Genomic DNA, 26,979 nt, shown 5'->3' on the forward strand with positions numbered 1-26,979 from the left:
AGAGCGGGAACTGGACAGTGGGCAGCAGTCGGCAACAACTGAGAAACAGACCGCCGGAGGCGCCCGGTCAGCGGGGCTGTGAAACCCCGCTCGCCCGCGAGGAGGAGCGGATCTCCGGGCGAGTGCGCAGGTAGAACGACGAGCCGTCGATGGTGGCCACCTTCTCGTAGTGGCGGGCGAGGTGCCGGCGCAGCGTGGGGATCTGCTGGACGCCGTACCGCTTGCCGCGCGAGTCGTCGACGATCAGCTCCGGCGGGCGCCGGCGCAGTTCCCGTTCGAAGTGCGGCCAGGCGCCCTCCATCGCGTACCGCTCCCCCACCCGGGCCTCGCCCCGGCCGCCGCTGAAGTTGGTGAGGAACCCGGCGGTCAGATAGCGCGACGCGGGAGAGCGCTTGGCCAGCCAGTACCCCTCCGGGTGCATGCCCCACAGCAGCACCCGGTCCTTGTGGTCGGTGTAGGAGCGCACGGTGTCGGCCAGCCGGCGCGCGTGGTCGACCTCGGCACGGCTGTCGGTGAAGCCCCAGCCGACGAACACACACGCCAGGAACGCGGTGGCGGCGAGCGCCACGGTGGCGGCGCGGACGGTGAGCTCGTGCAGCGCCGCGGCACCCAGCAGCGCGAGGGGCGGGACGAGTTGGAGGAAGTAGTGCCCGAAGAACTGGAAGCCGACCGTGGCGGCGCCGAGCGAGGCGGCGAGCCAGATCCACAGGTCGGCGGTGCCGTGGAGCGGGGCACGGGCGGCGGGCCCCGCGGCTGCCCGGGAGCGGACGGCGCGGACGAGGGCCACGACGAGCGGGAGGGCGGCGAGCGTCAGCAGTCCCGTCCCCGCGAGCGCGCGCAACAGCGGCTTGAGCCCGGCTCCGTCGGCGGAGAGGTACGAACCGGAGCCGGTGGCGATCCAGTACAGGAAGCGGCCCGGATCGAAAGCGAGAGCAGCGCTCACCACCGGGAGCGCTGCTCCGGCACCGACCCGGAAGAAGGCCCCCCAGCCCGCGCGGGCCTGCCACAGCAGCGCCAGCACGGGCAACAGCACGGCACCACCGGTCTGTTTCGAGAGCACTGCTCCGGCCACCGCCAGTCCGGCGCCGAGCCAGCGGGCCCGCTCCGCGTACCAGACCGCCGCGACGGTCCACGGCAGCATGAAGACCTCGAACGTCGCCGCCTGGGTGTCCTCCGGCTTCAGACCGACCGTCAGAAAGACGTAGCAGATACCGCCCGTCCATGCCGCCCGCTCACCCCAGCGCCGGGCCGCCAGCGAGGCGGCCAGCACCGCACCCACCACGACGGCGAGGACGGCCGCGACCCGCAGCGGCCACAGCGAGTCGTCACCGAACACCGCGAAGGCGCCCCGGTACAGCAGCGGCACGAACGGAGGCTTCCGGTCCACAACGGTGTCGTAGAGCACTCCCCCATCGGCCAGTTGCCGCGCCTGGGTCGCCAGAAAGCCCTCGTCGGGGTTCCACGGCGTACGCGCGAAGGACGGGAGACGGGTGAGGACGGTGAGGGCGACGAGGACAGTGACAAGCCGCGTCCAGTTCGCCACCTTCGCGCTGGCAGCGGTGGTGTGGTGCTCCGCGACAGGGGACAACGGCATCCCCCCAATTTAGCGGCACCCGGCACGGGGGCTCGCAGCGAGGGGAAACGCGCCCCGTCAGGGGCGCGGGGAACTGCGCGAGCGACCAACAACGCGCCCCGCAGCCCCCGGACGACGGACAGGGGCACCCCCTCCCCGGCACAGGGACGAAGGGGGCACCCCGCAAAGCGGCTAGTCGCGGGCCACCTCGGCCCGCTCCGCGTCGAAGCGCCCGTCCAGCTTGGCGACGAGTCCCGTCACCTGACGGGCGATATCGGGCGCGGTGAGACCGATCTCCGTCATGATCTCCTTGCGGGACCCGTGGTCCAGGAACCGCTCGGGGATGCCGAAGTCCCGCAGCGGAACGTCGACCCCCGCGTCCCGCAGCGCCTGCGCCACGGCGGAGCCGACCCCTCCCGCGCGGCTGTTGTCCTCGACGGTGACGACGACCCGGTGCTGCTCGGCCAGCGGCGGCAGCGACTCGTCGACCGGCTTGACCCAGCGCGGGTCCACCACCGTGGCGGTGATCCCCTGCTTGTCGAGCAGGTCGGCGATCTCCAGGCACATCGGGGCAAGGGCGCCGACCGAGACCACCAGCACATCGGCGGCCCCGTCGGCGGGCTCCCGCAGGACGTCCATGCCGCCCACCCGGCGCACCGCGGGGACGGCCGGGCCGACGGCGCCCTTGGAGTAGCGCACCACTGTCGGCGCGTCGTCCACCTCGACGGCCTCGCGCAGCTGAGCGCGTACCTGGTCGGCGTCGCGGGGCGCGGCCAGCCGCAGCCCGGGCACGCACTGGAGGATGGACATGTCCCACATGCCGTTGTGCGAGGCGCCGTCCGAGCCGGTGACGCCGGCCCGGTCCAGCACGAAGGTGACGCCGCACTTGTGCAGTGCCACGTCCATCAGCAGTTGGTCGAAGGCGCGGTTGAGGAAGGTGGCGTAGACCGCGAAGACGGGATGCAGGCCGCCGGTGGCGAGCCCGGCGGCGGAGACCGCCCCGTGCTGCTCGGCGATGCCCACGTCGTAGACCCGCTCGGGGAACTCCTGCGCGAAGGCGTGCAGTCCGACGGGGCGCATCATGGCCGCCGTGATGGCGACGATGTCCTTCCGTTCGCGGCCGAGCTTGACCATCTCGTCGCTGAAGACGGAAGTCCAGTCGGCGCCGGAGGATTTGACGGGCAGTCCGGTGTCGGGGTGGATGACGCCGACGGCGTGGAACTGGTCGGCTTCGTCCTGGCGGGCGGGCTGATAACCGCGGCCCTTCTCCGTCAGACAGTGCACCAGCACCGGACCACCGAACCGCTTGGCGCGCTGCAACGCGGACTCCACCGCGGCAACATCATGCCCATCGATCGGACCGACGTACTTCAGCCCCAGATCCTCGAACATCCCCTGCGGCGCGATGAAGTCCTTCAACCCCTTCTTCGCACCGTGCAGCGTCTCGTACAACGGCTTGCCCACCACCGGAGTCCGGTTCAGCACATCCTTGCCCCGGGCGAGGAAGCGCTCATAGCCGTCGGTGGTGCGCAGCGTGGCGAGGTGGTTGGCCAGACCGCCGATGGTCGGCGAGTACGACCGCTCGTTGTCGTTGACGACGATCACCAGCGGCCGGTCCTTGGCCGCCGCGATATTGTTCAGCGCCTCCCAGGCCATCCCACCCGTCAGCGCACCATCACCGATGACCGCCACCACATGATCATCCCGCCCCCGCACCTCGTTCGCCTTCGCCAGACCATCCGCCCAGCCCAGCACCGTCGACGCATGCGAATTCTCGATCACGTCATGCGCCGACTCAGCCCGCGACGGATACCCCGACAGGCCGCCCTTGGCCCGCAGCTTGGAGAAGTCCTGCCGCCCGGTCAGCAGCTTGTGCACATACGACTGATGCCCGGTGTCCCACAGAATGCGGTCGGCAGGCGAATCGAAAACCCGGTGCAGAGCAATGGTCAGCTCGACCACACCGAGGTTCGGACCCAGATGGCCACCGGTCTTGGAGACCGCTTCGACCAGGAAGGTGCGGATCTCCTCGGCCAGCCTCTCCAGCTGCTCCGGGGTGAGCCGGTCCAGATCGCGTGGTCCCCTGATGCGGGTCAGCAACGCCACCCGTACCTCCTTGCGTCAAGCGTGATCGAACGCTGTCGAGCCGTCGTTGTCGGATCGTGCCGATCTTCCCCCAACCTGCGGCCGGGTAGTGCCCTCAGAGTCTAATGTTCCGCCCCCACCCGGATTCACCGGACGGTGCCATCTCACTCACACGAATGCCGCGCCCTGCCCGGCGGCGGCCACGCGCGAGGGGCACCCCGCCAAGAGTGCACGGGGCGCCCCTCGTGGTTCGGCCGAGGTTGCGTACAGCGGCGCGAAAGCGCAGGTGACGCGGGGCTATGACACCCGTTCGGCGGCGTAAGCCGCGGAGGCGTCCCGGAGCGGGGAAGGCGGGGCGACAGGGCGGCGGCGGGCGGCTCTGCCGGTTCAGCGGGCGGCCAGGGAGAGGACAGCGGAATTGCGGACTTGTGACAGCCGTGCTCCGATTTTTGTGCCAATCCTCGCATAACGGGCATGGCTTGTGACCGTTATGCCCCCTTCTCACTCACCGGAGGCTCTATGCCGAACCGTCCCAAGCGGCTCCTCGCCGCCGCGGCCCTGGTGGCCGCCCCTCTCACGATGGTCATGGCCGGCACACAGGCCCAGGCCGCCGGCCCGCCCTCGGTCGCGAGCGACGCTCCCGCGAAGTCGGAGAAGTCGGAGAAGGAGAAGCCCGACCCGGCGTGGAAGGAGGCCTACGAGCGGCTGCACGAACCGAAGGAGAAGTCCGAGCAGGCCGAACTCGCCCGGGAGCAGAAGCAGGGCAGGCGTTAGCCAGGGCGCAGGCAAAGGCCGGCTATTCTGTCCCGGTGTTCCGGATGTCGGTCCAGGCGTCCCGGCGCTCTCCGCCATGGCGCCTGGACCGACCCGTGCGCATTGGTGCGGCTGCGCACCCGGCTGTCCCGCGTACTAGGCCCGACCAGCGGTTTTCTGGGTCCGACGGGAGACCGAGTCGATCACTACCGCGGCCAGCAGCACCGCGCCGGTGATCATGTCGCGGAGGGCCGAACCGGTGCCCAGCAGGGCCATGCCGGAGTTGATCGACTGGATGACCAGCGCGCCGAGCAGCGCCGACCAGGTCTTTCCGCGGCCGCCGAAGAGGCTGGTGCCGCCGATGACGGCCGCCGCGATGCAGTTCATCAGCAGGCTGCCCGCGCCGGAGGACTGGTTGGCCGCGTTGATCTGTGACGCGAAGAACAGTCCGCCGACCGCCGCCATCGTCCCGGCGATGGCGTAGACGGTGATCCGCACCATGGGCACATTGATGCCGGCCCGCGCGGCGGCCTCGCTGCTCCCGCCCACGGCGAAGACCTGGCGGCCGTAGCTGGTGCGCCGCAGTACGAAGTCGCCGAGGACGACCACGCCCAGGAAGATCACCACCGCCAGCGGCAGCCCCTTGTAGGAGTTGAAGACGGCGGCGGCAGCGAAAGCGGGGATCGCCAGCACCGCCGTACGCAGCAGGATCTCGCTCAGCGGGCGGCTGGGGACGTCCGCCGCCTTGCGCCGGCGCTGGTCCAGCAGGGAGAAGCCGAGGAAGGCCAGTACGCAGACGGTGGCCAGGCCCATGGCCGCCGCCTTGTCGGAGAAGTAGTAGCCGGTGAGATGCGCCACCAGCCCGTCGTCGTCGAGGTTGATGGTGCCGCTGGGGCCGAGGATCTGCAGCATCAGGCCGTTCCAGCCCAGCAGACCCGCCAGGGTGACCACGAAAGCGGGGACGCCGATCCTGGCGAAGAAGAAGCCGTGCACGGCACCGGCCGCCATACCGGTGAGGACGGCCAGCAGGACCGCCAGCACCTCGTTCATGCCCTGGTTGATGTTGAGGACGGCCAGCACAGCGGCCGACATACCGCTGACCGAGCCGACCGACAGATCGATCTCGCCGAGGATCAGGACGAAGACGATACCGACGGCGATCAGCCCGGTGCCCGCACTCTGCACGAACAGGTCGCTGAGGTTGTTCGAACTGAGAAACGCCGAGTCCTGGATCTGGAAGACCGCGCCGATGACCAGCAGACCGACGATGACCGGGAGGGAGCCCAGCTCACCGGTGCGCAGCCGGCGCAGCATGTCCTGCAGATAACCGGCGAAGCCCTGCTGGCGCACCAGCAGCCGTGGGTCGACGGTCGCGACGGGAGCGTCCGGGGCCGCCGTCCCGTTCCCGGCCGCCTCGTGCTCGACCGGCCCGCTCGGGTCCTTGGTGATATTCACGGAAGCACCGTCGGCCGCGGTGCCGTCGGTGGGCGTGCCGTCGGCCGGCGTGCCGTCTGTGGGGGTGCCGGTGGTCACTTCTGCACCTCCGTCGTGCGCGCGCTGGTACGGGCGTTTCGGCGGGTGACGACGTTGTCACTCGCTCCGGTGATCGCCGAGACGATCTCCTCCTGCGTGGTCTCGCTCACCGTGAAGGTGCCGTTGTTGCGGCCGAGGCGCAGCACCGCGACCCGGTCGCTGACGGCCCGCACGTCGGCCATGTTGTGGCTGATCAGCAGCACTCCCAAGTCCCGCTCCCTGAGCCGCTCCACCAGGTCGAGGACCTGCGCGGTCTGCTCGACGCCGAGTGCCGCGGTGGGCTCGTCCAGGATGACGACGCGGGGCTCGCCGAGCAGCGAGCGGGCGATCGCGACGGTCTGCCGCTGCCCGCCGGAGAGCGAGGCGACGGGGACGCGGACGCTGGGGATCCGGATGGAGAGGGTGGCCAGCAGCTCGCGGGCGCGGCGCTCCATCTCCACCTCGTTCAGTACGGTGCGCGTCTTGATCTCGTTGCCGAGGAACAGATTGCCGACGACGTCGAGGTTGTCGCACAGCGCGAGGTCCTGGTAGACGGTCGCGATGCCCAGCTGCTGGGCGTCGTGCGGCCGGTCGATACGGACGGGCCGGCCGTCCCATTCGATGGTGCCCTCGTCTGCCGGGCCGACGCCCGCGATGGCCTTGACCAGGGTGGACTTTCCTGCACCGTTGTCGCCGACGAGCGCGACGACCTCGCCGGGGTGGATCTCCAGCTCGACGTCCGTGAGCGCCTGGACGGCGCCGAACCGCTTGGAGATTCCGCGCAACGCCAGCACGGGCGTAGCGGACACGTGAATCACTCCTTATGCCCCTGGGCCGTCACACCCGCGGGCCGCCGGAACGGTGGGGTGTGCGGGCCGCTCGACGGGATTACTTGATGCCCGCCTCGGCGCATGCCTTCTTGAACTTGGCGGTGCAGATCTCCTTGGCCGTGAAGAAGCCGGACTTGCCGACGTACTTCTTGATGTCCTCCTTGACCAGCGGCAGCGGCGTGACGATCTTCGTCGGGATGTCCTTGGCGGACTCGCTGTCGGTCTTCGAGGTGGCGACCTTGTCCACCGACTCACCGCGGGCCAGCGCGACGGCGAACGCGGCGGCGGCCGAGGTCTCGGGGACGTACGGCTTGTAGACGCTCATGAACTGCTCGCCCGCCAGGATCCGCTGCACGGCGTTGAGTTCGGCGTCCTGGCCGGTGACCGGGGGCAGCTCGGACTTGTCGAAGCCGGCCCGCTTGAGCGCGGTGATGATGCCGCCCGCCATGCCGTCGTTGGCGGAGTAGACGCCGACGAGGTTCTTCTTGCCGATCGAGGAGATGGCGCCCTTCATGTTCTCGTTGGCGTTCTCCGGCTTCCACTCCTTGGTGTCGTACTCCTTGCCGACCTTCACCTTGCCGTCGAGGACGGAGTGGGCGCCGTCCTTGTACATCTTGGCGTTGGGGTCGGTGACGGAGCCGTTCATCATGACGATCTTGCCCTTGTCGGCCTTGTCGCCCATCTCGTCGAGGAGGGACTTGGCCTGGATCCTGCCGACCCGCGGGTTGTCGACCGAGGTGTACGCCTTGATGGGGCCCTCGGCGAGGCGGTCGTAGGCGACGACGGGGATGTCCCTGTCGTCGGCCTTCTTGACCGAGGAGGAGACGGACTTCGCGTCCACCGCGTCGAGGATCAGCGCATCGACCTTCTTGGCGATCATCGTGTCGACCTGCTGCTGCTGGACGTTGGCGTCCTGCTTGGCGTTGGCGTAGAGGATCTTGGTGTCCTTGCCCGCCAGTTCCTTGATCTTCTTCTCCATCAGCGGCCTGTCGAAGCGCTCGTAGCGCGCCGTCTGGTTCTCGGGCAGCAGCAGCCCGATGGTCAGCGGTCCTTTCTTGGACTTGCCGCTGTCCTTGCCGTCCGCCTGGTCGGCACTGCCACAGGCGGCCGTGGTGAGGGCGAGCGAGAGTGTGACGGTGCCGAGGACGATGCCGCGCAGCGCTGCGTGCATTGAGAGACCTCCCTGATGGGGCCGCGGCGTTGCGGCCGAGGTAGCGGGAAGTCAACTCGCCACTGACTCAGCGGTCAATAAGCAAATCCTTAACGAGATGACAACGATGCCATCCGTTGAAGACGGAAAGCCATAAGCGCCCCGAAGGGGCGCGGGGAACGGCGCGATCAGCCACGACGGCGTGGCACCCGGACAACTGCCCGCGCGCGCAACGGCGGGCCACCGCCCACCGAGACGGCCACCCGTCATCGCGGCGAGCCCTCTCAGGCGGCGAACCCTCTCAGGCGGCGGCCTCAGGCGACAGCCGACGCGGCGGCGTCGACCAGCGTCGTGTCGCCCATCTCGTTGAGGACCAGCGCGAGAGCCCCCAACACCTCGGCGCGGCTGTCGAGTTCACCGGGCAGCACCTTCAGCTGGCGGGCCGCGCTGGGGATGGCGTACCGCGCCACCGAGTCCCGCACGGGACCCAGCACCAGGTCACCGGCCTCGGCGAGGTCACCGCCGAGGACGACCCGCGAGGGGTTGAGGAGGTTGCACAGGCTGGCGACACCGCTGCCGATGTGCCGCCCGATGTCGGCGATGACCCGCCGGCAGCCCGGGTCACCCTCGCCCGCCAGCCGCACCACCCGGGCCATGGTCAGATCCGTGCCGTGGCTGGAGTGCAGCAGCGGCAGCACGTAACGGGCCGCGGTGAACGTCTCCAGGCAGCCGCGGTTGCCGCAGCGGCAGACCGGGCCCGACTCGTCCAGCGTGATGTGGCCGATCTCCCCCGCGGTGCCGCCCGGGCCGCGGTAGATCTGGCCGTTGATCACCAGGCCGGCGCCGACGCCGCTGGCGACCTTGATGTACGCGAGATCGCGGGCGCCGTGGCCCGCTCCCCAGACCTGTTCGCCGAGGGCGCCGAGGTTGGCGTCGTTGTCCACGTAGACCGGGACGCCCATCCTGGCGGTCAGCTCGTCGCGCGGATTGGTGCCCACCCAGCCCGGCAGGATCGCGGTGGAGCCGAGCACGCCGGTCTCCATGTCGATCGGGCCCGGTACGCCCAGACCGATACCGATGACCTTCGCCGGGCTGATGCCGCTCTCCCCGACCAGCCGCCGTACCAGCTGCTCGGCGCGGTCGAAGCCCTGCTCCGCCGAGGCGTCCACATCGATGGGCTCGGCGTCCTCGGCCAGCACCGCGTGCGCCAGGTTGCCGACGGCGACGCGCAGGTGGGAGTGGCCGAAATCGACGCCGACGACGATCCCGGCGTCGGCGCTCAGCGAGACGGCGCGGGCCCGGCGACCGCCGGAGGAGGTGGGGGTGACCTCCACGGTCCCGGCGTCCTTGAGCTCACGGACGATGTTGGAGACGGTCGCGGCGGACAGCCCGGTGGTGCGGGCGATCTCGGCCTGGGTGAGCGATCCGGCCATGCGGACGGCCCGCACGACGCGCTCGAGGTTCGCCCGGTGCAGCGAGGACTGCGACCCCGGAGTCTCCACCACTGTTCACTCCCCGTTTGTCTCCAACATCTGAACCCTAAGCAGAGCCCCGGCGGATCTTCCCGTCAAGCCCTTTGAGCTCGGCTGGGACCGACTGGTGCTCATTTGTGGCACATCATACGGAGCGGAGCAGGGCGAACGCGCTGGGTCCCCGGCCACGGCCGGGGACCCGTAACGGCGCACCGTTCACATCACTTGACGGAGCCCGCCGTCAGTCCGGAGACCACGTGGCGCTCGATGAAGGCGAACAGAACGATCACCGGCACGATCGCGACGACCGACGCGGCGAAGAGGTAGTTCCACTGCACCGTGTAGGCGCCGATGAAGTTGTTGATCCCGACCGTCAGCGGCTGCTTGTCCGGCTCGGTCGAGAGCGTCAGCCCCATCACGAACTCGTTCCAGGACGAGATGAAGGTGAAGATCACCGCGGTGACGACGCCGGGCAGCGCCAGCGGCAGCGTCACCTTGATCATCGCCCCGAAGCGGCTGGTGCCGTCCACCATCGCCGCCTCCTCCAGCTCGGCCGGGATCGACCCGATGTAGGCGGTCAGGATCCAGACGGCGAAGGCGAGGTTGAACGCGGCGTTGGTGAGGATCAGCGTCCAGACCGAGTTGAGCATCTCCAGCTGGTGGAACTCCCGGTAGAGGCCCACCAGCAGCGCCGTCGGCTGGAACATCTGGGTGACCAGCACCAGCAGCAGGAACCACTTGCGTCCCTTGAACCGCATCCGAGCCGTGTAGTACGCGGCAGGGAGCGAGACGAGCAGCACCAGCACCGTGGCACCGCCCGAGATCAGCAGCGTCACCTGGAGGTTGTCCCCGAGCGAGGACTCCTTCCAGACGTCGATGAAGTTGGACCAGTGCAGCTTGTCCGGCAGATAGGTGCGGTCGCGCAGCTCGTCGGCGGGCCGCAGCGCCGTGACGATCATCTCCAGATACGGCGCGAGGAAGAGCGCCGCGAGCAGCCAGGCGACGGCGGTGATCACCAGCGTGCGCGGCCGGAAGGTGCGCTTGGGCTTTCGTACGGCGCGCTTGGCGGGACGGGTGGGCCCCTCCTTGACGGGGCCGGATCCGGCGGTCTGTGTTGCGGTCGCCATCAGTCCTCCTCGTTCCACCGGCTGACCTTCAGGAAGATCAGCACGAGCACGACGACCATCACGAAGTTGACCACCGACATCGCCGCGGACTCGCCGATGTCCGTCTCCTTGAGCTTGTACATGAACACCGTGGTCGTCGCGGTGTCGCTGCCCGGGCCGCCCTGCGTCATCGCCCAGATGATCGGGAACGAGTTGAAGACGTTGATCAGGTTGATGACCACACCGACGAGGAAGGCGGGCCGCAGCAGCGGCAGCGTGATGCTGCGGTAGGTCTGCCAGGAGCTCGCGCCGTCGATCCGCGCGGCCTCGTAGACATCCGCCGGGATGGTCTGGAGCCCGGCCAGCAGGGTGTAGGTGGTGAAGGGCAGCGAGACGAAGACCGCCACGAACATCATCCACGGCCAGGCGGTGCCGGCCGAGCCGAGCCAGTCCTTGGACTTGTCGATGACGCCGAGGTCGATCAGCACGGTGTTGAGGACGCCGGCCGTCTGGTTGAGCATCCACTTGAAGCCGATGGCGGTCATCAGGACCGACGCGGCCCAGGGGGCGATCAGCGCCCAGCGGGTGATCCGGCGGCCGGGGAAGTTCTGGTTGAACAGTTGGGCCAGGGCCAGCGAGACGATCATCGTGACGCCGACGACCACGACGGTCCACAGCGCGGTCCAGAGGATGACGTGCCCGAAGTCGGTCTCGTCGAAGAGCTTCTTGTACTTGTCGGTGCCGGCCGAGCCCCGCACGATCCCCGCGATGCTGATGTTCAGGAACGAGGTCCTGATCAGCTCGATGACGGGCCAGACGACGACAGCGAGAATGAGCAGGACGACTGGAGCGATCCAGGGAAGCGGGCCGAGCCGGGCCGGCCCACCGCGAGTGCGGCGAACCGGCGGGGCCTTCAATGACACGGGGTCTCCTTGCATGCGTCTTTCGACGGAGTGACCGAACGTTGTGGTTGGGCCCGTCGTTTCAACCGCCGAACCCTCGCCGTCCTGGTGTCCCGCCGTTGCGGCGGGAAAGCACCTGGAGGCTCCGCCCCAGACCCCGCCGCAGCGGCGCGGCGGGGGTCTCGGGGGCCTTGCCCCCGAACCATTCCCGCCGCAACGGCGGCGCGCCACGACGGCGAGGGTCCGGCGGAATCAGGGACGGGCCGCAACCAATACGTTCGGCTCTTACTTGTTGGCCGCGGCCTCTTCCGCCTTCTTCTGGAGGTCGCCGAGGACCTTCTTCGGGTCCTCCTTGGCCGCCTTGCCGCCGGTCTTCTTGATCTCGGCGGAGACGACGTCCCAGGACGGGTCGCCCAGCGGGTAGAACTTCGCGTTCTCCAGCTCGTCGAAGAAGGGCTTCAGGTCCTCGTGCTTCCCGTTGGACTGCATCGTCTTGAGCGCGTCCTGGGTGACCGGCGGGAAGTTGTACATCTCGTCGAACTTCAGCATCTTCTTCGAGTACACGAAGTCGAGGAAGGTCTTGATCTGCTTCTGCTTGCCGCCGTCCTTGAAGGCCATCATCCAGTCGGCGACGCCGAGCGTGGACTTCAGCGGCCCCTCCTTGCCGGGGATGGCGGTGACGCCGTAGTCGACCTTGCCCTGCTTGGCCATCTGGACCAGGCTCGGGTGGCCGTTGAGCATGCCGACCTTGCCGGCGGCGAAGTCCGCGAAGGCGGTCTTACGGTCGGTGGTGGCCGGGTTGGAGTAGGTCAGCCCGGGCTTGACCAGGTTGTCCTGGAGCCACTCGAAGGTCTCGACGTTCTTCTTGCTGTTGATCGTGTACTTGCCGCTGTTGTCGGTGTAGCCGCCGCCGTTGCCCAGCTCCCACATCATCGTCTCGCCCTGCGCCTCTTCGGGGCCGAGGGGCAGTGCGTAGGGGGTGTCGGCGGCCTTCGAGCTCTTTATCTTCTTCGCCGCGTCGGACAGCTCGTCCCAGGTCTTCGGCGGGTTCTTGATGCCCGCCTCCTTGAAGACCTTCTTGTTGTAGAAGAGCACCCTGGAGGAGGAGACCCACGGGATGCCGTACTGGGTGCCGTCCACCTCGCCGGCCTTGGCGAACGACGGGATGAGGTTCTTCTTCGTCTTGGGCGAGAGTACGTCGTCGGCCTTGTAGAGCAGGTCGTCGGCGACCTTGTCCGCGTAGCCACCGGTCTGGAGCAGGTCCGGAACGTTTCCGCTCTGGATCATCGTCTTGACCTGCTTGTCGATGTCGTTCCAGTTGATGACCTGGACGTCGACCTTGACGTCCTTGTGCTTCTTCTCGAAGTCCTTGGCGACCGAGTCCCAGTAGATCTTGGAGGCGTTGGACTTCTTGTCGCCGTAGTCGGCGGCCACGAGTTTGATGGTGTTCTTGTCCCCGGAGCCACCGCTGTCACCGCCACAGGCTGTGACGCTCAGTGCCATGGCGAGCACTGCGGCACCGGCCGCGACTGCTCTCTTGTTCATGTTGCTCAACCCTTCGACATCGGTGTCGACTTGCTCGCAGGTGGTACGTCACTCCGGGCGCGACCCGGATCCCCCAGGCAACGTCGGGCGAGGAGAGCCCCGACTGCCTGGCGAGGTGATCCCCGTGCCGCTACGGCGCAGAGACTACTCACGGCATATTCCGCCGCACAGGTCTAGGCCACTTTCGTGGCCAACCTGAAATCACTGTCCCGACCGGCCGGTTCGGGGCGGCCTACTTGAGCGCACCGGCAGTCAGTCCGGCCTGTACCTGACGCTGGAAGACGGCGTAGACCACCAGCACCGGGACCATGGCGATGGTCAGCCCCGCGAACAGGGCGCCCCAGTCTCCCGCATAGCCCTGGGAAACCGTCAACGCGGCCAGTCCCTGGGGCAGGACGTAGTTGTTCTCGTCCTCGTTGTTGAGCAGCAGCGGCAGCAGGTACTGGTTCCACTGGCCGAGGAAGTTGAAGATCCCGATGCTCACCAGCCCCGGCTTGGCCATCGGCAGCATGACCTGGAAGAACGTCCGGGTGTGCGAGGCGCCGTCGATCATCGCCGCCTCCTGGACCCCGCTGGGCAGGGTCCGGAAGAAGGAGGTGAGGAAGAAGGTGGTGAACGGCAGCGAGTAGGCGATGTAGGCGATGATCAGGCCCGGGCGGGTGTCCAGCAGGGACATGTTGTCCATGATCGTGAACAGCGGGATCAGCGCCAGGATCACCGGGAACATCATGCCGCCCGCGAACAGCAGGAAGATGAACCTGTTGCCGGGGAAGGTGAACCGGGCAATCACGTACGCGGCCATCGAGCCCAGCAGCATGGTGCCGGTCAGCGAGCCCGCGAGGATGATCAGCGAGTTGAACGCGTACCGGCCGATCTTCGCCTCGGTCCAGGCGTTGGCGAAGTTCTGCCAGTGGATCGAGCTGGGCAGGCCCATCGGGTCGTTGAGGAAGTCCGCCGTGGGCCGAAAGGCCGTCAGCGCCACCCAGACCAGCGGACCGGCCGCCATGACGACCCAGGCGATCAGGAAGGCGTGCGAGAAGACATTCAGCGCGCCGCTCTCCCTGCGCCAGGGGCCCTTGGTCCCGGGCTTGTCCGGAGTGGCCCGGCCGCCGGCGGGCGGCTCGGACGCGGACTGGGACGCGGTGGAGGCAGCCGGCTGGCCGGTGGCGGCGTCGGTGGGCATCGGTTCGGCACTCATCGCTTCGCTTCCCGCTTCTCAGTACTCGATCTGGTCACGGCGCCCGATCCTCATCACGATCAGCGTGAAGATCATGCTCAGTGCGAGGAGCACCACGCCGATGGCCGTGGCGTAGCCGAACTGGCCTTCCCGGAACCGCTCATAGAGGTAGACGGGGGTGACCTTCAGCGCGTGCTTGGGCACCATGATCAGCACGACGGCGAAGGCGTCCAGGGCCTGGATGCCCATATAGATCCAGCCGGTGCGCACGGTGTCCCAGATCAGCGGCAGCGTGACCCGGAAGAACGTGGAGACGCGCCCCGCGCCGTCCAGCAGCGCCGCCTCGTAGATGTCCCTGGGGATGGCGCCCATCGCCGCCGAGAACAGCACCACGTAGAAGCCGACGAAGCTCCAGGCGATCACCGCCATCGTGGCGAACAGCGCCAGCTTGTAGTCGCCGCCCAGCCAGCGCTGTTCGAGACCGTCCAGCCCCACGGCACCCAGCGCCCCGTTCAGCAGACCGCTGCGCGAGCTGTAGACCTGCTGCCAGACGACCGCGATCAGCGCGATGGAGAGCACCTGCGGGAAGAAGTAGACGACCTTGTAGAACGAGGAGCCGAAGACCCCCGAGATGGCCTCTCCCCTGCGGTGCCGTCCACCCGCGGTGATCATGTAGGCGAAGAAGATGCCGAGTGCGAGGGTGATCAGTGGCACGATCACCATCAGCAGCAGACTGCTTTCGAGGGAGTCCCAGAACTTCTGGTCGTTCCACATCTTCACGTAGTTGTCGCCGCCGACGAAGTTCGCCGAGGCGCCGCCCGCCCAGTCCGTGAACGAGTAGTAGATCGCCTGGAGGAACGGGGAGATGACGAAGACCGCGTAGAAGGCCAGCGGCAGCACGAGAAAGCCGACGATGAAACGGTATTTGTCCAGCGTGCGGTATCTGCGGTCGTAGCGGACGCGGTCCGGGGTGAATCGCGGCGGCAGCAGAACCGCCGCGATGAAGGCCAGTTTGTGACCCAGCGGCAGTTTGCGCCACGGGACCATTCGCTGTGTCGTGGGCCCGCTCCTGGCCGGCCGTATGTCTGTCGTCACGCCGCTCCGCTCTCCCCCGCCCCGGGCCGGACGGTCTCCCGGCCCGGGGCTGCCGCTGCCGCTGAAGGTCAGGCTTTCTTGATCTTGTCGACGTCGGGGTCCTTGGCCACCCGGTCGGCGGCCTTCTGCATGGTGTCCATGGCCTGCTTGACCGACATCTCGCCCATCATGAACTTGCCCGCGACGCTGTTGAAATCGTCGTCGAAGAGCTCCGAATACCATTCCTTGAAGAACGGAATGACGACGTTCTTGCCCGCGGCTTTGACGGCCTGCTGCGAGCTCTCCACTCCCGGCGGCAGCTGCATTCCGTCGATGGCGCCCTTGACGGCGGGCATGGAGGAGACCTCACGGAAGAAGTTCCGCGCGGCCTTCTTGCTGTACATCATCCGCATCCACTCCAGGCCGCCCTGCCGGTTGGTGGCCTTCTCCGGGATGATGAAGGGCTCGCCGGGCGGCGCGTAGAGGGTGCCGAACGGCATGGCGTCGCCCTTGTCCAGCGAGGGCGTGGCGCCGACGGCCATCTCGAAGTTCTTCGGCGTGGTGTCCTTCGCCTCGTTCTCCACCCAGGAGCCGTTGGGGATGAAGACGGCCTTGCCCTTGGTCCAGGCGGTCTGCGACTCGATATGGCCCTTCTCGCCGTCGAATCCGAGCAGTACGTACTTCTTGGCCAGCAGTTCCTCGTACGCCTCGAACACCGCCTTGACCGCGTCGCTCTTCCAGGCGTTCGGCTCCAGATAGTCCATGGCCTCGAGCTGCTTCCGGCCGCCGACCTGGCCGAACATCGCGTACATGCTGAAGAACATGTAGCGCGGGTGGCCGCCCGCGTACGTCCAGCCGTGGATGCCCTTCTTCTTCGCCTTCTTGCAGACGTCGAGCATCTCGTCCCAGGTCGTCGGGTAGGCGACCTCCAGCTCCTCGCGGAGCATTCTGCTCGAATACCAGACGCCGTATACGGTCTGCGCGATGTTGAGCTGGTAGCAGGCGTCGCTGCCGAACTGCCCCATCTCGACCACGCCGGGGACGAGGGTGTCGCGCACCTTGACGTCCGGGTCGTCCCAGCTCGGCGCGTCCAACAGCTCGGTCACATCGGTGACCTGTTTGTTCTTGACGAGCTTGGCGATGTTCATGTCGTCGGCGCCGGAGTTGTTGATGACGTCCGGCGGGTCGCCCTTCACCAGCCGCGGCTGCGTCTGAGTGGCTATCTTCTCGGTCTTTTTCTGGTTGACCTTCGCCTTGGGGTACTTCTTCTCGTACATGTCGCTGACGAAGCGCGCGTACTTGTCGTCGTATCCGCCGTTGAAGATATACGTCGCGAGAGCGGCGTCCTCTTTGACGGAGAGCGGATTCTTGGCCGACTTCTTGCCTTTTTCGGCCTTGTTGTCGTCACCGCCGCCCGTGGCGCAGGACGTCAGCGAGCCGAGGGCCGGCACGGCGAGAAGTCCGGCCGCGGTGACCTTGACGACATCGCGACGGTTGACGCTGTTGGTTCCCATGCTCAAGTCCTCGCCTTCTCCAGGACTCAGGCGGTGTACCGGTCTCCCGTCAACTCGCCACCGGCGAAGGGCCCGACACCGCGGGTCAGTTGAAGCTGGGTGGTGCGGATCTTGCGGATGGTGCGCCAGTGATACGGCGCCCGCGCGCGGGTACCGTTCAAGGTGCGGACAGGTATAGTCCACTCTTCGCCACCTGGGCAAGATCGAGAACGGTCCGGACCGCCATCTTTCCCGAGTTGAGACCTGTGCCGATTTCCCCTTCTTCGGAAATCTCCAACTCACTTGACACCAGGGGGCATACGTACGTTACTTGTCGCTGCAAATCACAATCTGACAACGTTGTCGACCCTGTTGAGAGGTCCGCGTGCGCCGCAACCCGCTGCCCCGGTTCGGTCACCATGCCCGGCGGTCCGCGCTCACAGCGATCCTGGCGCTGCTCGTCACCTCCACGGTGCAGGCCGGCAACGCCGCGGCGGCGCCCGACCCCGGCTCGGGCCCGCGGTCCACCCGGTTCGCCTCGTCGTTCGAGCCGGACACGCCACCGCCCGACTGGAGCGACACCGTGGAGACCGGACCGGACGGCAGGCCCCGCGCCGACGGGGTCACCGCCGACGGCAGGCCGGGGCTGGCCACTCGCACCGGCACCGGGCCCGAGTCGTCCCCGACCGCCAAGACCCGCGCGGGCTTCACCGGCACCCACGCGCTGCGCTACGCGGGCGAACACACCGCGCCGGGCCGCGGATACGCGTACAACAAGGTCTTCGACGTCGATGTGACCGTCACCCGCGACACCGTGCTCTCCTACCGGCTCTTCCCCGGGATGACCGGCGACGACCGTTCGTACGCCGCCACTCACGTCGCCGTCGACCTCGCCTTCACCGACGGCAGTTACCTCAGCGAACTGCGCGCCACCGACCAGCACGGCACACGGCTCACCCCGGCCGCGCAGGGTGCCGCCAAGACGCTGTACGTCAACCAGTGGAACAACGTCCAGGCCGCGATCGGCCGCGTCGCCGAGGGCCGGACCGTCGACCGCGTCCTGCTCGGCTACGACGCGCACACCGGCCCGGCGAGCGGCGCCCGCCCCTTCGACGGCTGGCTGGACGATGTACGTATCGCCCCCGACAAGCCGTCCAAGGCCAAGGCGCACCTCTCCGACCACGTCGTCACCACCCGGGGCACCAACTCCAGCGGCAGCTTCTCGCGCGGCAACAACTTTCCCGCCACGGCGTTGCCGCACGGCTTCAACTTCTGGACGCCGGTGACCGATGCGGGCGCCAAGGACTGGCTGTACGAGTACGCGCGGAAGAACAACGCCGAGAACCTGCCGACGCTGCAAGCCTTCAGCGCCGCCCACCAGCCCAGCCCGTGGATGGGCGACCGGCAGACGTTCCAGGTCATGCCGTCGGCCGCGAAGGGCGCCCCGGACGCTTCCCGTACCGCCCGTGCCCTGCCCTTCCGGCACTCCAACGAGACGGCCAGGCCGCACTATTACGGCGTCACGTTCGAGAACCGGCTGCGCGCCGAGATCACTCCGACCGACCACGCCGCGATGATGCGCTTCACCTTCCCCGGCAAGAACGCCGCCCTGCTCTTCGACAACGTCGACGACAACGCCGGGCTCACACTCGACACCGACAAGGGCGTGGTCAGCGGCTGGTCCGAGGTGAAGAGCAAACTATCGACCGGCGCGAGCCGGATGTTCGTGCACGCCGAGTTCGACGCACCCGTCACCGGCGGCAGCAAGCTGTCGGGCGGCGGCAGCAAGGACGCCGCCGGCTATCTGCGCTTCGCCCCCGGCAGCGACCGCACCGTCACCATGCGGATTGCCACCTCACTGATCAGCGTCGACCAGGCGAAGGCCAATCTGCGCGCCGAGATCCCGGCCGACCGCTCCTTCGCGCAGGTGAAGCAGCGGGCGCAGACGCGGTGGGACGAGCTGCTGGACGTCATCGAGGTCGAGGGCGCCACCTCCGACCAGCTCACCACGCTCTACTCCAACCTCTACCGGCTCTACCTCTATCCCAACGCGGGCCACGAGAAGGCCGGCGGGCGGACCCGGTACGCCAGCCCCTTCTCGCCCGCCGAGAAGCCCGATACCCCCACCGAGACCGGGTCGAAGATCGTCGACGGCGAGGTGTACGTCAACAACGGCTTCTGGGACACCTACCGGACCACCTGGCCCGCATATGCGCTGCTGTCACCGAAGCAGGCGGGGAAGATGGCCGACGGCTTCGTGCAGCAGTACAAGGACGGCGGCTGGATCTCGCGCTGGTCCTCGCCCGGCTACGCCGATCTGATGACCGGCACCTCCTCCGATGTCGCCTTCGCGGACGCGTACCTCAAAGGCGTCGACCTGGACGCGGAAGCCGCCTACGACGCCGCCGTCAAGAACGCCACCGTCGCGCCGCCCGACCCGGGCGTTGGCCGCAAGGGCATGACCACCTCCCCCTTCCTCGGCTACACCAGCACCGACACCAAGGAGGGCATGTCCTGGGCGCTGGAGGGCTACCTCAACGACTTCGGCATCGCGAACATGGGCAAGGCGCTGTACGAGAAGACCGGAAAGAAGCGGTACATGGAGGAGTCCGGCTACTTCCGCCAGCGCGCCCGGAACTACGTCCACCTCTTCGACAAGAAGACCGGCTTCTTCCAGGGCCGTACCGCCGACGGCTCCTGGCGGCTGCCGCCCGGTGCGTACGACCCGCGGGTGTGGGGCTACGACTACACCGAGACGAACGGCTGGAACTTCGCCTTCACCGCGCCCCAGGACACCCGCGGCCTGGCCAACCTCTACGGCGGCCGCCCTTCCCTCGGCAAGAAACTGGACCGCTACTTCGCCACTCCGGAGACGGGCGAGGAGAAGTACGCGGGCAGCTACGGCAGCGTCATCCACGAGATGACCGAGGCCCGCGACGTGCGGATGGGCATGTACGGGCACAGCAACCAGCCCTCGCACCACATCGCGTACCTGTACGACGCGGCCGGGCAGCCGTGGAAGACGCAGGCCACCGTCCGCGAGGCACTCTCCCGGCTCTACGTCGGCGGCGAGATCGGCCAGGGCTATCCGGGCGACGAGGACAACGGGGAGATGTCGGCCTGGTACGTCTTCAGCGCGCTGGGCTTCTATCCGCTGGTGATGGGCTCCCCCGAATACGCGGTCGGCTCCCCGCTGTTCACCAAGGCCACCGTCCATCTGGAGGGCGGCCGTGATCTGGTGATCAGGGCGCCGAAGAACAGCGCCAAGAATGTCTACGTCCAGGGGCTGAAGGTCGACGGCAAGCGGTGGCACTCCACCGCGCTGCCGCACGAACTGCTGGCGGACGGCGGCACGCTGGAGTTCGCCATGGGCCCGAAGCCGTCGAAATGGGGCTCCGGCCGCGGCGCGGCGCCGTCGTCCCTGACCAAGGACGGCAAGGTGCCCGCACCCCAGGGTGATGTCACCGAGCCCGGTGACTCCCCACTGCTGGACGACACCTCCGGCACGGCCGCCGAGCTCACCGACGCCCCGGTCACCGTGCGCAAGGGCACCCGCGTCACCTCGTACACCCTCACCTCCGAGGACCGGGGCACGGCGCCCGGCAGCTGGCGGCTGGAGGGCTCCCGCGACGGCAAGCGCTGGCACACGCTGGACCGGCGCACGGATGAGACCTTCCGCTGGGACAAACAGACCCGCGTCTTCGCCCTCCCCCACCCCGGCCGCTACCCCAGCTACCGCCTGGTCCCGACGAAACCGGGAGGTCGGCTCGCGGAGCTCGAACTGCTGGGGAGGGACTGACCATTCAGGCGCGACAGACACTGTGTCGGGCAAGGTACGTACTGCGCGGTCAGGGGACTTGAGCCTCCGGTACGGCTCGTTCCTGCTCGTCGGAGCACCTCGTCGCCTGGAGACCACAGGATGTGCGGAATGCTCGCGCTCTACTTGCGTGCGTCCCTGGAGCCTTCGGTGGATCTCCCGCCTCACCGGGTCATGCACCCCCTACAATCCGTTGCTCGGGGGATGACAAAGGGTGAGCGGTCGCCGCCGAGCCACTGCCGCTGACCGACAACCGACACAGAGCACCAGGGGGGCGAATGACGTTCGATGAGGAGTGGGCGGGTCTCAAGTCCGGAGCCCAGAGGGAGTCCTCTCCCCACATGAGACTCAACGGCTACAACGCGGAGAACCGACAGTCCCCGGATGGCAACTACACCCCAGGTCTCACTGTTCACCAGGACGACCTGGGGGACGTGGGTAAAGACGCCTACAAACTGCACCGCCAGCTCCAGAAGTGCGCCGACATTGACGGCAAGGGGCTCGACGGCTCTGGTCACAGCACCACTGACCGAGCTGCGCGAGAACTCGACCAGCATGACTTCCGGATGGGGAAGGCACTGCGCACGGTGGTGAAAATGTGGGACACGCAGCGCAGGACACTGCAACAGGGCTGCGCGCGCATCTCCAACCACCTGGATTACACCAAGGCGACGCACGCCAGGGAGGACGCGGATATCGCCGCCTCCATGAAGTCACCAGACGGGAAACCGACTTCCACCTCGGCGATCTACAAATGGATCAAGTAAGGGATCACCATGGCTCGACTCACCTGGCGGAGCGTCTACCAGGTCGACCTCGGTCCCTTGAAGTCGGCGATCGCCCAATGGGACACCATGGTCGGCAAGCTGGACGACGCGGCCACCGAAGCACACAGTGGCATGCTCAAGAAGGCGAACAAGGCCCGATGGGCCGGCGTGAACGCGGATGTGACTCGCCCCTTTGTCAAGGCAATCGCGGATGAGGTCACAGACGCCCACACCCAAGCCAGGGACCTCCACAAGGAGTTGAGCGCCGCATACGACGCACTGAAGTCCGTCCAGGACGAGTTGCAGACAAAAGTCGATGCCGCGCGACGCAAGGGCATTGAGATCTCGGATGGCAAGGATGGGCAGATTCTCTGCAAGTATCCGCCACAGCCCGGCCACCAGAACGAGGTTGTCTCGGAGGAGAGACGCAAGGAGCTCAAGATTCTCGGGGAAGAACTGGCGGACCTGGTCGCTCGGGCAGACAGCCGGGACTCCTACACAGCGGGCATTCTCGCCCAGATCCACGGCAACGATCCCCACAACTTCGCGAAGAACGGACCGATCGACAAATACAAGGCCAAGCAGGCTTTGACCATTGCCAAGAAGGGTACCGAGGCGAGCAACAAGGAGATCCGCGAACTGGCGGAGCTCCTTAAATACAACAAGGACAACCCGACCTTCAGTCACACCTTTTTCAAGGGACTCGGGGGCCCGAAGGAGACGCTCGAATACTACGCCAGAATGTCCATCGACGGCACGGGGGATCCAGGGAAGTCCCGCCTCAACGCCGTACAGGACCTCCAGCGGTACCTGGGACCGACTCTCGCCACTGCGACGGACCCCGACCACAAGGGTTATCTGAACTGGGGGCCTGAGTTCCGACGTCTCGGCGCGAAGGACATCCACATCGACGGGCTCAGCTTCAAACCCAAGGGCTATCAGCTCCTCGGAGGAATCCTTCGTTACGGAAACTACGACAAGAAGTTCCTCACCCCCATCGCCGAGCACGTGGTGCAACTTCAGCACGACCACCCCAAGGGCTACTGGAACAGCCCTTCCGGCCCCGACATGCAGTTCGGGCTCGACCCGAACGGGAAGAAGAACTCCGGATACGATCCCGTGACCAGCGTGTTGGAAGCACTTGGGCACAGCCCTGAGGCTTCCGAGGCGTTCTTCTCGAAGGACCCCAGCGATGAGCCAGTCGATGGTTACGACGAAAACGGGAAGATCGACCCGGGGAAAACCATCGACTACAGCTACCTGAGTGAGCTGACCAGCAAGGATTACCACTGGAACAATGACGGTGCCTCCCCTGTCCGAGGTGAACGGGTGCTGGGCGGCAAGGACGCCCTGGGACATGCGCTTGAGTCCGCCACCATCGGCACTCCGTACGACCGCCCCGGGCAGGCCGCACCGGAACATACACCAGCGCGGGCAGACATCGTGCGCAGGATTACCGAGGCCGTGGATGATAACCACGATTTCGTTTCCCGAGACATCAGCGACAGCATGGGTAAAATCTCGGCAGAATACATGCCCGAGATCAATCAGGCGATGGCAGCAGGAAGCAAACGGAGCAACGAGGGACTGTTCCTGGTTGAACATTCGGTTCCCCTGAAGCAAGAAGCCACCGCTCGTTTTCTTGATGCTGTCGGACGTCACCCTGAAGGACACGCAGAAGCCACCTTGGGCGCACAGAGATACCAGGCTGAGCTGATGCGCGAAGTGGTGCACCACCCCGACAAGTTCGACGGGCAATCAGCCGCGAACATCCGAGGAATCGCCTACAACGGTGGCACCCTCGAAGGAATACTCGGCTCGGCTCGACACGACGCTATTCAGGTCGATGGGGAGGCGACCGAAAAGGAGTTCAACGAAGCGGTTGAAAAGCGCGGGGAATGGGCTAAACAAGCTATCGGCGTGCCGCTGGGAGCAGCGGCCGAAAGATTCCCTGTCGTCGGCGAGGTGATCACCGGTGCCACGGAAGGAGTAGTCGACTCCGTGGTGGAAAGCCACAAGAAGAACACTTTGGAACAGGATGCGGCCAGCGGGGCAGCCGTGTCCTTCGATACACGGCAAGAGGCAGAGCGGTGGGGCCAGCAGGCTGTACGAGAAGCGGGATATCCACCAGGAGTGGATCAGGCAACCTTCAGCAGGGGCATTGCGCGAGACGTTACCGAAGGATACGACCACGGTGAAAAGATCAGGGAAAATGCCTTCGATAATAAGGCGCGACGCTCTTCGGACTGAAGCGGCGAGCTCACTGAAGATAGCCACCGCTGCTCTGCTGGCTCTGGCGCTCGTGTCCGGGTGCGGTGAACCGGAGCGGGAATACCAGGTGCCCAGCAGTCTATGCGGCACAAAGGTGGATCCGGAGAAGGTCGAGCCCTTCCTGCCAGGCGGAAAGGAGGTCAGCGAGAAGGACTCGCCAGGTCCAACAGATAAGGTCGGCCTCGACTGCAGATTGAGCGTGGACGGCGAAGAGGAGTTGGAGATCAGCGGGTCGTGGGTGCTGCGGAAGGACTTGAAGATTCGCGGCTACGATATCAACGACCCCACTCGCCTCAAAGGTGGGAAGCACATCGTCGGGGAAAGGGCAGCAGCATCTCATTTCCCGTGTCTCAACCCGAAGGCGCGCCTCGGCACGCGGACTCCCCCCGGCGAGAAGCACAAGACGGTACCGGCCGACACCTACCTGATCGAGGTCGAAGCGCGGCACGAGCCCGAAGACCCGGAAGAGAGCAAGAAGGCCATGAAGCGCTTTATCGTTCCCTTCTCCGAGGCGGTGAAGAAGCAGCTTCCGTGTCAGGCCCCAAAGTAGACGGAACGACGGGCCGCGCCCCTTGCGGGGTGCGGCCCGTCGTGGTGTGAGCGGTGGCGCCAGGTGTCAGTCGCGGATGAGCGAGCGCAGGACGTACTGGAGGATGCCGCCGTTGCGGTAGTAGTCGGCCTCGCCGGGGGTGTCGATGCGGACGACCGCGTCGAACTCAACGCCGCTGTCGGTGCTGACCTTCACCGTGGCCGGGGTGTCACCGTCGTTCAGTGCGGTGATGCCGGTGATGGTGAAGGCCTCCTCGCCGGTCAGCCCCAGGGAGTCGGCCGAGGCGCCCTCCGGGAACTGGAGCGGGAGGACGCCCATGCCGATCAGGTTCGAGCGGTGGATGCGCTCGTACGACTCGGCGATGACGGCGCGCACGCCCAGCAGCGCGGTGCCCTTGGCCGCCCAGTCGCGGGAGGAGCCGGAGCCGTACTCCTTGCCCGCGAGGATGACCAGCGGGGTGCCCTGCGCCTGGTAGTTCTGCGAGGCGTCGTAGATGAAGGAGACCGGGCCGCCTTCCTGGGTGAAGTCCCGGGTGAAGCCGCCCTCGGTGCCCGGCGCGATCTGGTTGCGCAGCCGGATGTTGGCGAAGGTGCCGCGGATCATGACCTCGTGGTTGCCGCGGCGGGAGCCGTAGCTGTTGAAGTCGCGGCGCTCGACACCGTGCTCGGTCAGGTACTTGCCGGCCGGGGTGTCGGCCTTGATCGCACCGGCCGGGGAGATGTGGTCGGTGGTGACCGAGTCGCCCAGCTTGGCCAGTACGCGGGCGCCGGAGATGTCCTCGACCGGGGCCGGGTCCATGCCCATCCCCTCGAAGTACGGGGGCTTGCGCACGTAGGTGGACCGCGGGTCCCACTCGAAGGTGTTGCCGGTGGGAACCGGCAGCGCCTGCCACTGGGCGTCACCGGCGAAGACGTCGGCGTAGTCCTTGGTGAACATCTCCTGGCCGATGCAGGAGGCGACGACCTCTTCGATCTCCTGCTCGGACGGCCACAGGTCGGACAGGTGGACCGGGTTGCCGTCCTGGTCGGTGCCGAGCGCGTCGGTGGTGATGTCGACCTTCATCGAGCCGGCGAGGGCGTAGGCGACCACCAGCGGCGGGGACGCCAGGTAGTTCATCTTGACGTCCGGGTTGATCCGGCCCTCGAAGTTGCGGTTGCCGGACAGCACGGAGACGACGGCCAGGTCGTTGTCGTTGACGGCCTTGGAGACCTCCTCCGGCAGCGGCCCGGAGTTGCCGATGCAGGTGGTGCAGCCGTAGCCGACGAGGTTGAAGCCCAGCTTGTCCAGGTAGGGGGTGAGCCCTGCCCGGTCGTAGTAGTCCATGACGACCTGGGAGCCGGGGGCCAGGGTGGTCTTGACCCAGGGCTTGCGGGTCAGGCCCTTCTCCACCGCCTTCTTGGCCAGCAGCGCGGCGCCGACCATGACGTACGGGTTGGAGGTGTTGGTGCAGGAGGTGATGGCGGCGACGGCGACGGCACCGTGGTCGATCTCGTAGGTAGCACCGTCAGGCCCTGTGACCTGGACCGGCTTGCTGGGCACGCCGTTGGAGACGGCCGGTGCGTCGGAGGCCGGGAAGGACTCCTTGCCCGCCTCGTCGGTGTCGGCCTCGGAGACGTAGTTGACGACGTCCTCGCCGAACTTGTGCGCGGCGTCGGCGAGCGCGATGCGGTCCTGCGGGCGCTTCGGACCGGCGATCGAGGGGACGACGGTGGCCAGGTCCAGCTCCAGGTACTCGCTGTACTCGGGCTCCTGGGCCGGGTCGTGCCACAGGCCCTGTTCCTTGGCGTACGACTCGACCAGCGCGAGCTGCTCGGCGCTGCGGCCGGTCAGCTTGAGGTAGTTGATGGTCTCCTCATCGATCGGGAAGATCGCCGCGGTGGAGCCGAACTCCGGCGACATGTTGCCGATCGTGGCGCGGTTGGCCAGCGGCACGGCGCCGACGCCCTCACCGTAGAACTCCACGAACTTGCCGACGACGCCATGCTTGCGCAGCATCTCGGTGATGGTGAGCACCAGGTCGGTGGCGGTGGTGCCGGTGGGCAGTTCGCCGGTGAGCTTGAAGCCGACGACCCGCGGGATGAGCATCGAGACGGGCTGGCCCAGCATCGCGGCCTCCGCCTCGATGCCGCCGACGCCCCAGCCCAGGACGCCGAGGCCGTTGACCATGGTGGTGTGCGAGTCGGTGCCGACCAGGGTGTCGGGGTAGGCCTGCCCGTTCCGGACCATGACGGTACGGGCCAGGTGCTCGATGTTGACCTGGTGCACGATGCCGGTGCCGGGCGGGACGACCTTGAACTCGTCGAAGGCGGTCTGGCCCCAGCGCAGGAACTGGTAGCGCTCGCGGTTGCGGCCGTACTCCAGCTCGACGTTCTTCTTGAACGCGTCCGAGGTGCCGAAGGTGTCGGCGATGACGGAGTGGTCGATGACCAGCTCGGCCGGGGCGAGCGGGTTGATGCGGTCGGCGTCGCCGCCCAGCTCCTTGACGGCCTCACGCATGGTCGCCAGGTCCACGACGCAGGGCACGCCGGTGAAGTCCTGCATGATCACCCGGGCCGGGGTGAACTGGATCTCCTCGCTCGGCTTCGCGTTGGGATCCCAGTTGCCGAGCGCGCGGATGTGGTCGGCGGTGATGTTCGCGCCGTCTTCGGTGCGGAGCAGATTCTCCAGCAGGACCTTCAGGCTGTACGGGAGCCGGGCGGAACCCTCTACTTTGTCCAGCTTGAAGATTTCGTACGACTCGTCGCCCACCTGCAGCGTGCTGCGGGCGTCGAAGCTGTTCGCCGACACGACAGTCTCCTTCAGTGCCTTGAGTGCATCGGCCGCCGGTGCGCTATGGTGAGCGGGACAATCAAGTTAGGTAAGCCTTACCAATCCTTACCAACCCGTTCTCGCCCTGCGACAG

At 67.1% G+C, this 26,979-nt stretch carries 19 protein-coding genes; 5 read left to right on the forward strand and 14 right to left on the reverse strand.

Annotated elements, in window-relative coordinates; translation table 11 throughout:
• Positions 1-67: 67 nt before the first annotated feature.
• Entirely contained in the window at positions 68-1,594 is a 1,527-nt protein-coding gene (locus ACQEU8_RS08585) for a glycosyltransferase family 39 protein (RefSeq protein WP_433098509.1), read from the reverse strand.
• A 171-nt stretch (positions 1,595-1,765) separates the two neighbouring features.
• Complete coding sequence (gene dxs / locus ACQEU8_RS08590) at positions 1,766-3,679, reverse strand: 1-deoxy-D-xylulose-5-phosphate synthase (protein ID WP_433098511.1); 1,914 nt, start codon at positions 3,677-3,679, stop codon at positions 1,766-1,768.
• A 498-nt stretch (positions 3,680-4,177) separates the two neighbouring features.
• On the opposite strand from dxs, the gene ACQEU8_RS08595 reads away from it, so the two are divergent.
• Complete coding sequence (locus ACQEU8_RS08595; protein ID WP_433098513.1) at positions 4,178-4,432, forward strand: hypothetical protein; 255 nt, start codon at positions 4,178-4,180, stop codon at positions 4,430-4,432.
• Positions 4,433-4,567: 135 nt separating this feature from the next.
• On the opposite strand, the gene ACQEU8_RS08600 is transcribed toward ACQEU8_RS08595, so the two are convergent.
• The 11 genes from ACQEU8_RS08600 to ACQEU8_RS08650 form a co-directional block, all read right to left on the reverse strand.
• On the reverse strand, positions 4,568-5,866 hold the full coding sequence (locus ACQEU8_RS08600) for a sugar ABC transporter permease (RefSeq protein WP_433102235.1): 1,299 nt from the start codon (positions 5,864-5,866) through the stop codon (positions 4,568-4,570).
• 74 nt (positions 5,867-5,940) lie between these two features.
• Positions 5,941-6,741, reverse strand: a complete 801-nt coding sequence (locus ACQEU8_RS08605; RefSeq protein ID WP_433098515.1) for an ATP-binding cassette domain-containing protein — start codon at positions 6,739-6,741, stop codon at positions 5,941-5,943.
• 70 nt (positions 6,742-6,811) lie between these two features.
• On the reverse strand, positions 6,812-7,924 hold the full coding sequence (locus ACQEU8_RS08610; protein WP_433098517.1) for a substrate-binding domain-containing protein: 1,113 nt from the start codon (positions 7,922-7,924) through the stop codon (positions 6,812-6,814).
• Between the two features lie 293 nt (positions 7,925-8,217).
• The gene (locus tag ACQEU8_RS08615) at positions 8,218-9,405 is read right to left on the reverse strand and encodes an ROK family transcriptional regulator (RefSeq protein WP_433102237.1); all 1,188 of its coding nucleotides are present in this window, start codon (positions 9,403-9,405) and stop codon (positions 8,218-8,220) included.
• A gap of 191 nt (positions 9,406-9,596) precedes the next feature.
• Positions 9,597-10,502: a carbohydrate ABC transporter permease gene (locus ACQEU8_RS08620; protein ID WP_433098519.1), complete on the reverse strand. Its 906-nt coding sequence runs from the start codon at positions 10,500-10,502 to the stop codon at positions 9,597-9,599.
• Entirely contained in the window at positions 10,502-11,404 is a 903-nt protein-coding gene (locus ACQEU8_RS08625) for a carbohydrate ABC transporter permease (RefSeq protein WP_433098521.1), read from the reverse strand. The genes ACQEU8_RS08620 and ACQEU8_RS08625 overlap by 1 nt, the downstream gene beginning before the upstream one ends.
• A 264-nt stretch (positions 11,405-11,668) precedes the next feature.
• Positions 11,669-12,928 (reverse strand): extracellular solute-binding protein, encoded by a 1,260-nt coding sequence (locus tag ACQEU8_RS08630; protein WP_433098523.1) that lies wholly within the window; start codon positions 12,926-12,928, stop codon positions 11,669-11,671.
• A 232-nt stretch (positions 12,929-13,160) separates the two neighbouring features.
• A complete protein-coding gene (locus ACQEU8_RS08635) occupies positions 13,161-14,126 on the reverse strand; it encodes a carbohydrate ABC transporter permease (RefSeq protein WP_433098525.1) in 966 nt (321 codons plus the stop codon).
• 18 nt (positions 14,127-14,144) lie between these two features.
• Positions 14,145-15,152 carry a carbohydrate ABC transporter permease gene (locus tag ACQEU8_RS08640; protein WP_433098527.1) on the reverse strand — a complete coding sequence of 336 codons (1,008 nt, stop codon included), beginning with the start codon at positions 15,150-15,152 and terminating at the stop codon, positions 14,145-14,147.
• Positions 15,153-15,268: 116 nt separating this feature from the next.
• Positions 15,269-16,693, reverse strand: coding sequence for an N-acetylglucosamine/diacetylchitobiose ABC transporter substrate-binding protein (gene ngcE, locus ACQEU8_RS08645; RefSeq protein WP_433098529.1), 1,425 nt, complete (start codon positions 16,691-16,693; stop codon positions 15,269-15,271).
• 26 nt (positions 16,694-16,719) lie between these two features.
• Complete coding sequence (locus ACQEU8_RS08650; RefSeq protein WP_280634732.1) at positions 16,720-16,854, reverse strand: hypothetical protein; 135 nt, start codon at positions 16,852-16,854, stop codon at positions 16,720-16,722.
• Between the two features lie 203 nt (positions 16,855-17,057).
• On the opposite strand from ACQEU8_RS08650, the gene ACQEU8_RS08655 reads away from it, so the two are divergent.
• The 4 genes from ACQEU8_RS08655 to ACQEU8_RS08670 all read left to right on the forward strand — a co-directional run bounded on the left by ACQEU8_RS08655 (position 17,058) and on the right by ACQEU8_RS08670 (position 24,077).
• Positions 17,058-20,471 (forward strand): GH92 family glycosyl hydrolase, encoded by a 3,414-nt coding sequence (locus ACQEU8_RS08655; RefSeq protein WP_433098531.1) that lies wholly within the window; start codon positions 17,058-17,060, stop codon positions 20,469-20,471.
• Between the two features lie 359 nt (positions 20,472-20,830).
• On the forward strand, positions 20,831-21,256 hold the full coding sequence (locus tag ACQEU8_RS08660; RefSeq protein WP_433098532.1) for a hypothetical protein: 426 nt from the start codon (positions 20,831-20,833) through the stop codon (positions 21,254-21,256).
• A gap of 9 nt (positions 21,257-21,265) precedes the next feature.
• Positions 21,266-23,506: a hypothetical protein gene (locus ACQEU8_RS08665; RefSeq protein ID WP_433098533.1), complete on the forward strand. Its 2,241-nt coding sequence runs from the start codon at positions 21,266-21,268 to the stop codon at positions 23,504-23,506.
• The gene (locus tag ACQEU8_RS08670; protein ID WP_433098535.1) at positions 23,469-24,077 is read left to right on the forward strand and encodes a hypothetical protein; all 609 of its coding nucleotides are present in this window, start codon (positions 23,469-23,471) and stop codon (positions 24,075-24,077) included. Before ACQEU8_RS08665 ends, ACQEU8_RS08670 begins: the two co-directional genes overlap by 38 nt.
• Before the next feature lie 66 nt (positions 24,078-24,143).
• Here the strand turns inward: ACQEU8_RS08670 and acnA are convergent, their stop codons facing one another.
• Positions 24,144-26,864 (reverse strand): aconitate hydratase AcnA, encoded by a 2,721-nt coding sequence (gene acnA / locus ACQEU8_RS08675; protein WP_433098537.1) that lies wholly within the window; start codon positions 26,862-26,864, stop codon positions 24,144-24,146.
• Between the last annotated feature and the right edge of the window lie 115 nt (positions 26,865-26,979).

Origin of the sequence: Streptomyces sp. CA-250714, from assembly GCF_050936705.1 — a bacterium.
Classification (GTDB): Bacteria; Actinomycetota; Actinomycetes; order Streptomycetales; family Streptomycetaceae; genus Streptomyces.

Excerpts from the sequence above, each read along its gene's own strand:
- ACQEU8_RS08585 (WP_433098509.1), bottom strand. The coding sequence starts at position 1,594 with ATGCCGTTGTCCCCTGTCGCGGAGCACCACACCACCGCTGCCAGCGCG.
- ACQEU8_RS08595 (WP_433098513.1), top strand. The coding sequence starts at position 4,178 with ATGCCGAACCGTCCCAAGCGGCTCCTCGCCGCCGCGGCCCTGGTGGCC.
- ACQEU8_RS08610 (WP_433098517.1), bottom strand. The coding sequence starts at position 7,924 with ATGCACGCAGCGCTGCGCGGCATCGTCCTCGGCACCGTCACACTCTCG.
- ACQEU8_RS08620 (WP_433098519.1), bottom strand. The coding sequence starts at position 10,502 with ATGGCGACCGCAACACAGACCGCCGGATCCGGCCCCGTCAAGGAGGGG.
- ACQEU8_RS08630 (WP_433098523.1), bottom strand. The coding sequence starts at position 12,928 with ATGAACAAGAGAGCAGTCGCGGCCGGTGCCGCAGTGCTCGCCATGGCA.
- ACQEU8_RS08635 (WP_433098525.1), bottom strand. The coding sequence starts at position 14,126 with ATGAGTGCCGAACCGATGCCCACCGACGCCGCCACCGGCCAGCCGGCT.
- ACQEU8_RS08640 (WP_433098527.1), bottom strand. The coding sequence starts at position 15,152 with ATGGTCCCGTGGCGCAAACTGCCGCTGGGTCACAAACTGGCCTTCATC.
- ngcE (WP_433098529.1), bottom strand. The coding sequence starts at position 16,693 with ATGGGAACCAACAGCGTCAACCGTCGCGATGTCGTCAAGGTCACCGCG.
- ACQEU8_RS08660 (WP_433098532.1), top strand. The coding sequence starts at position 20,831 with ATGAGACTCAACGGCTACAACGCGGAGAACCGACAGTCCCCGGATGGC.
- ACQEU8_RS08665 (WP_433098533.1), top strand. The coding sequence starts at position 21,266 with ATGGCTCGACTCACCTGGCGGAGCGTCTACCAGGTCGACCTCGGTCCC.
- ACQEU8_RS08670 (WP_433098535.1), top strand. The coding sequence starts at position 23,469 with ATGCCTTCGATAATAAGGCGCGACGCTCTTCGGACTGAAGCGGCGAGC.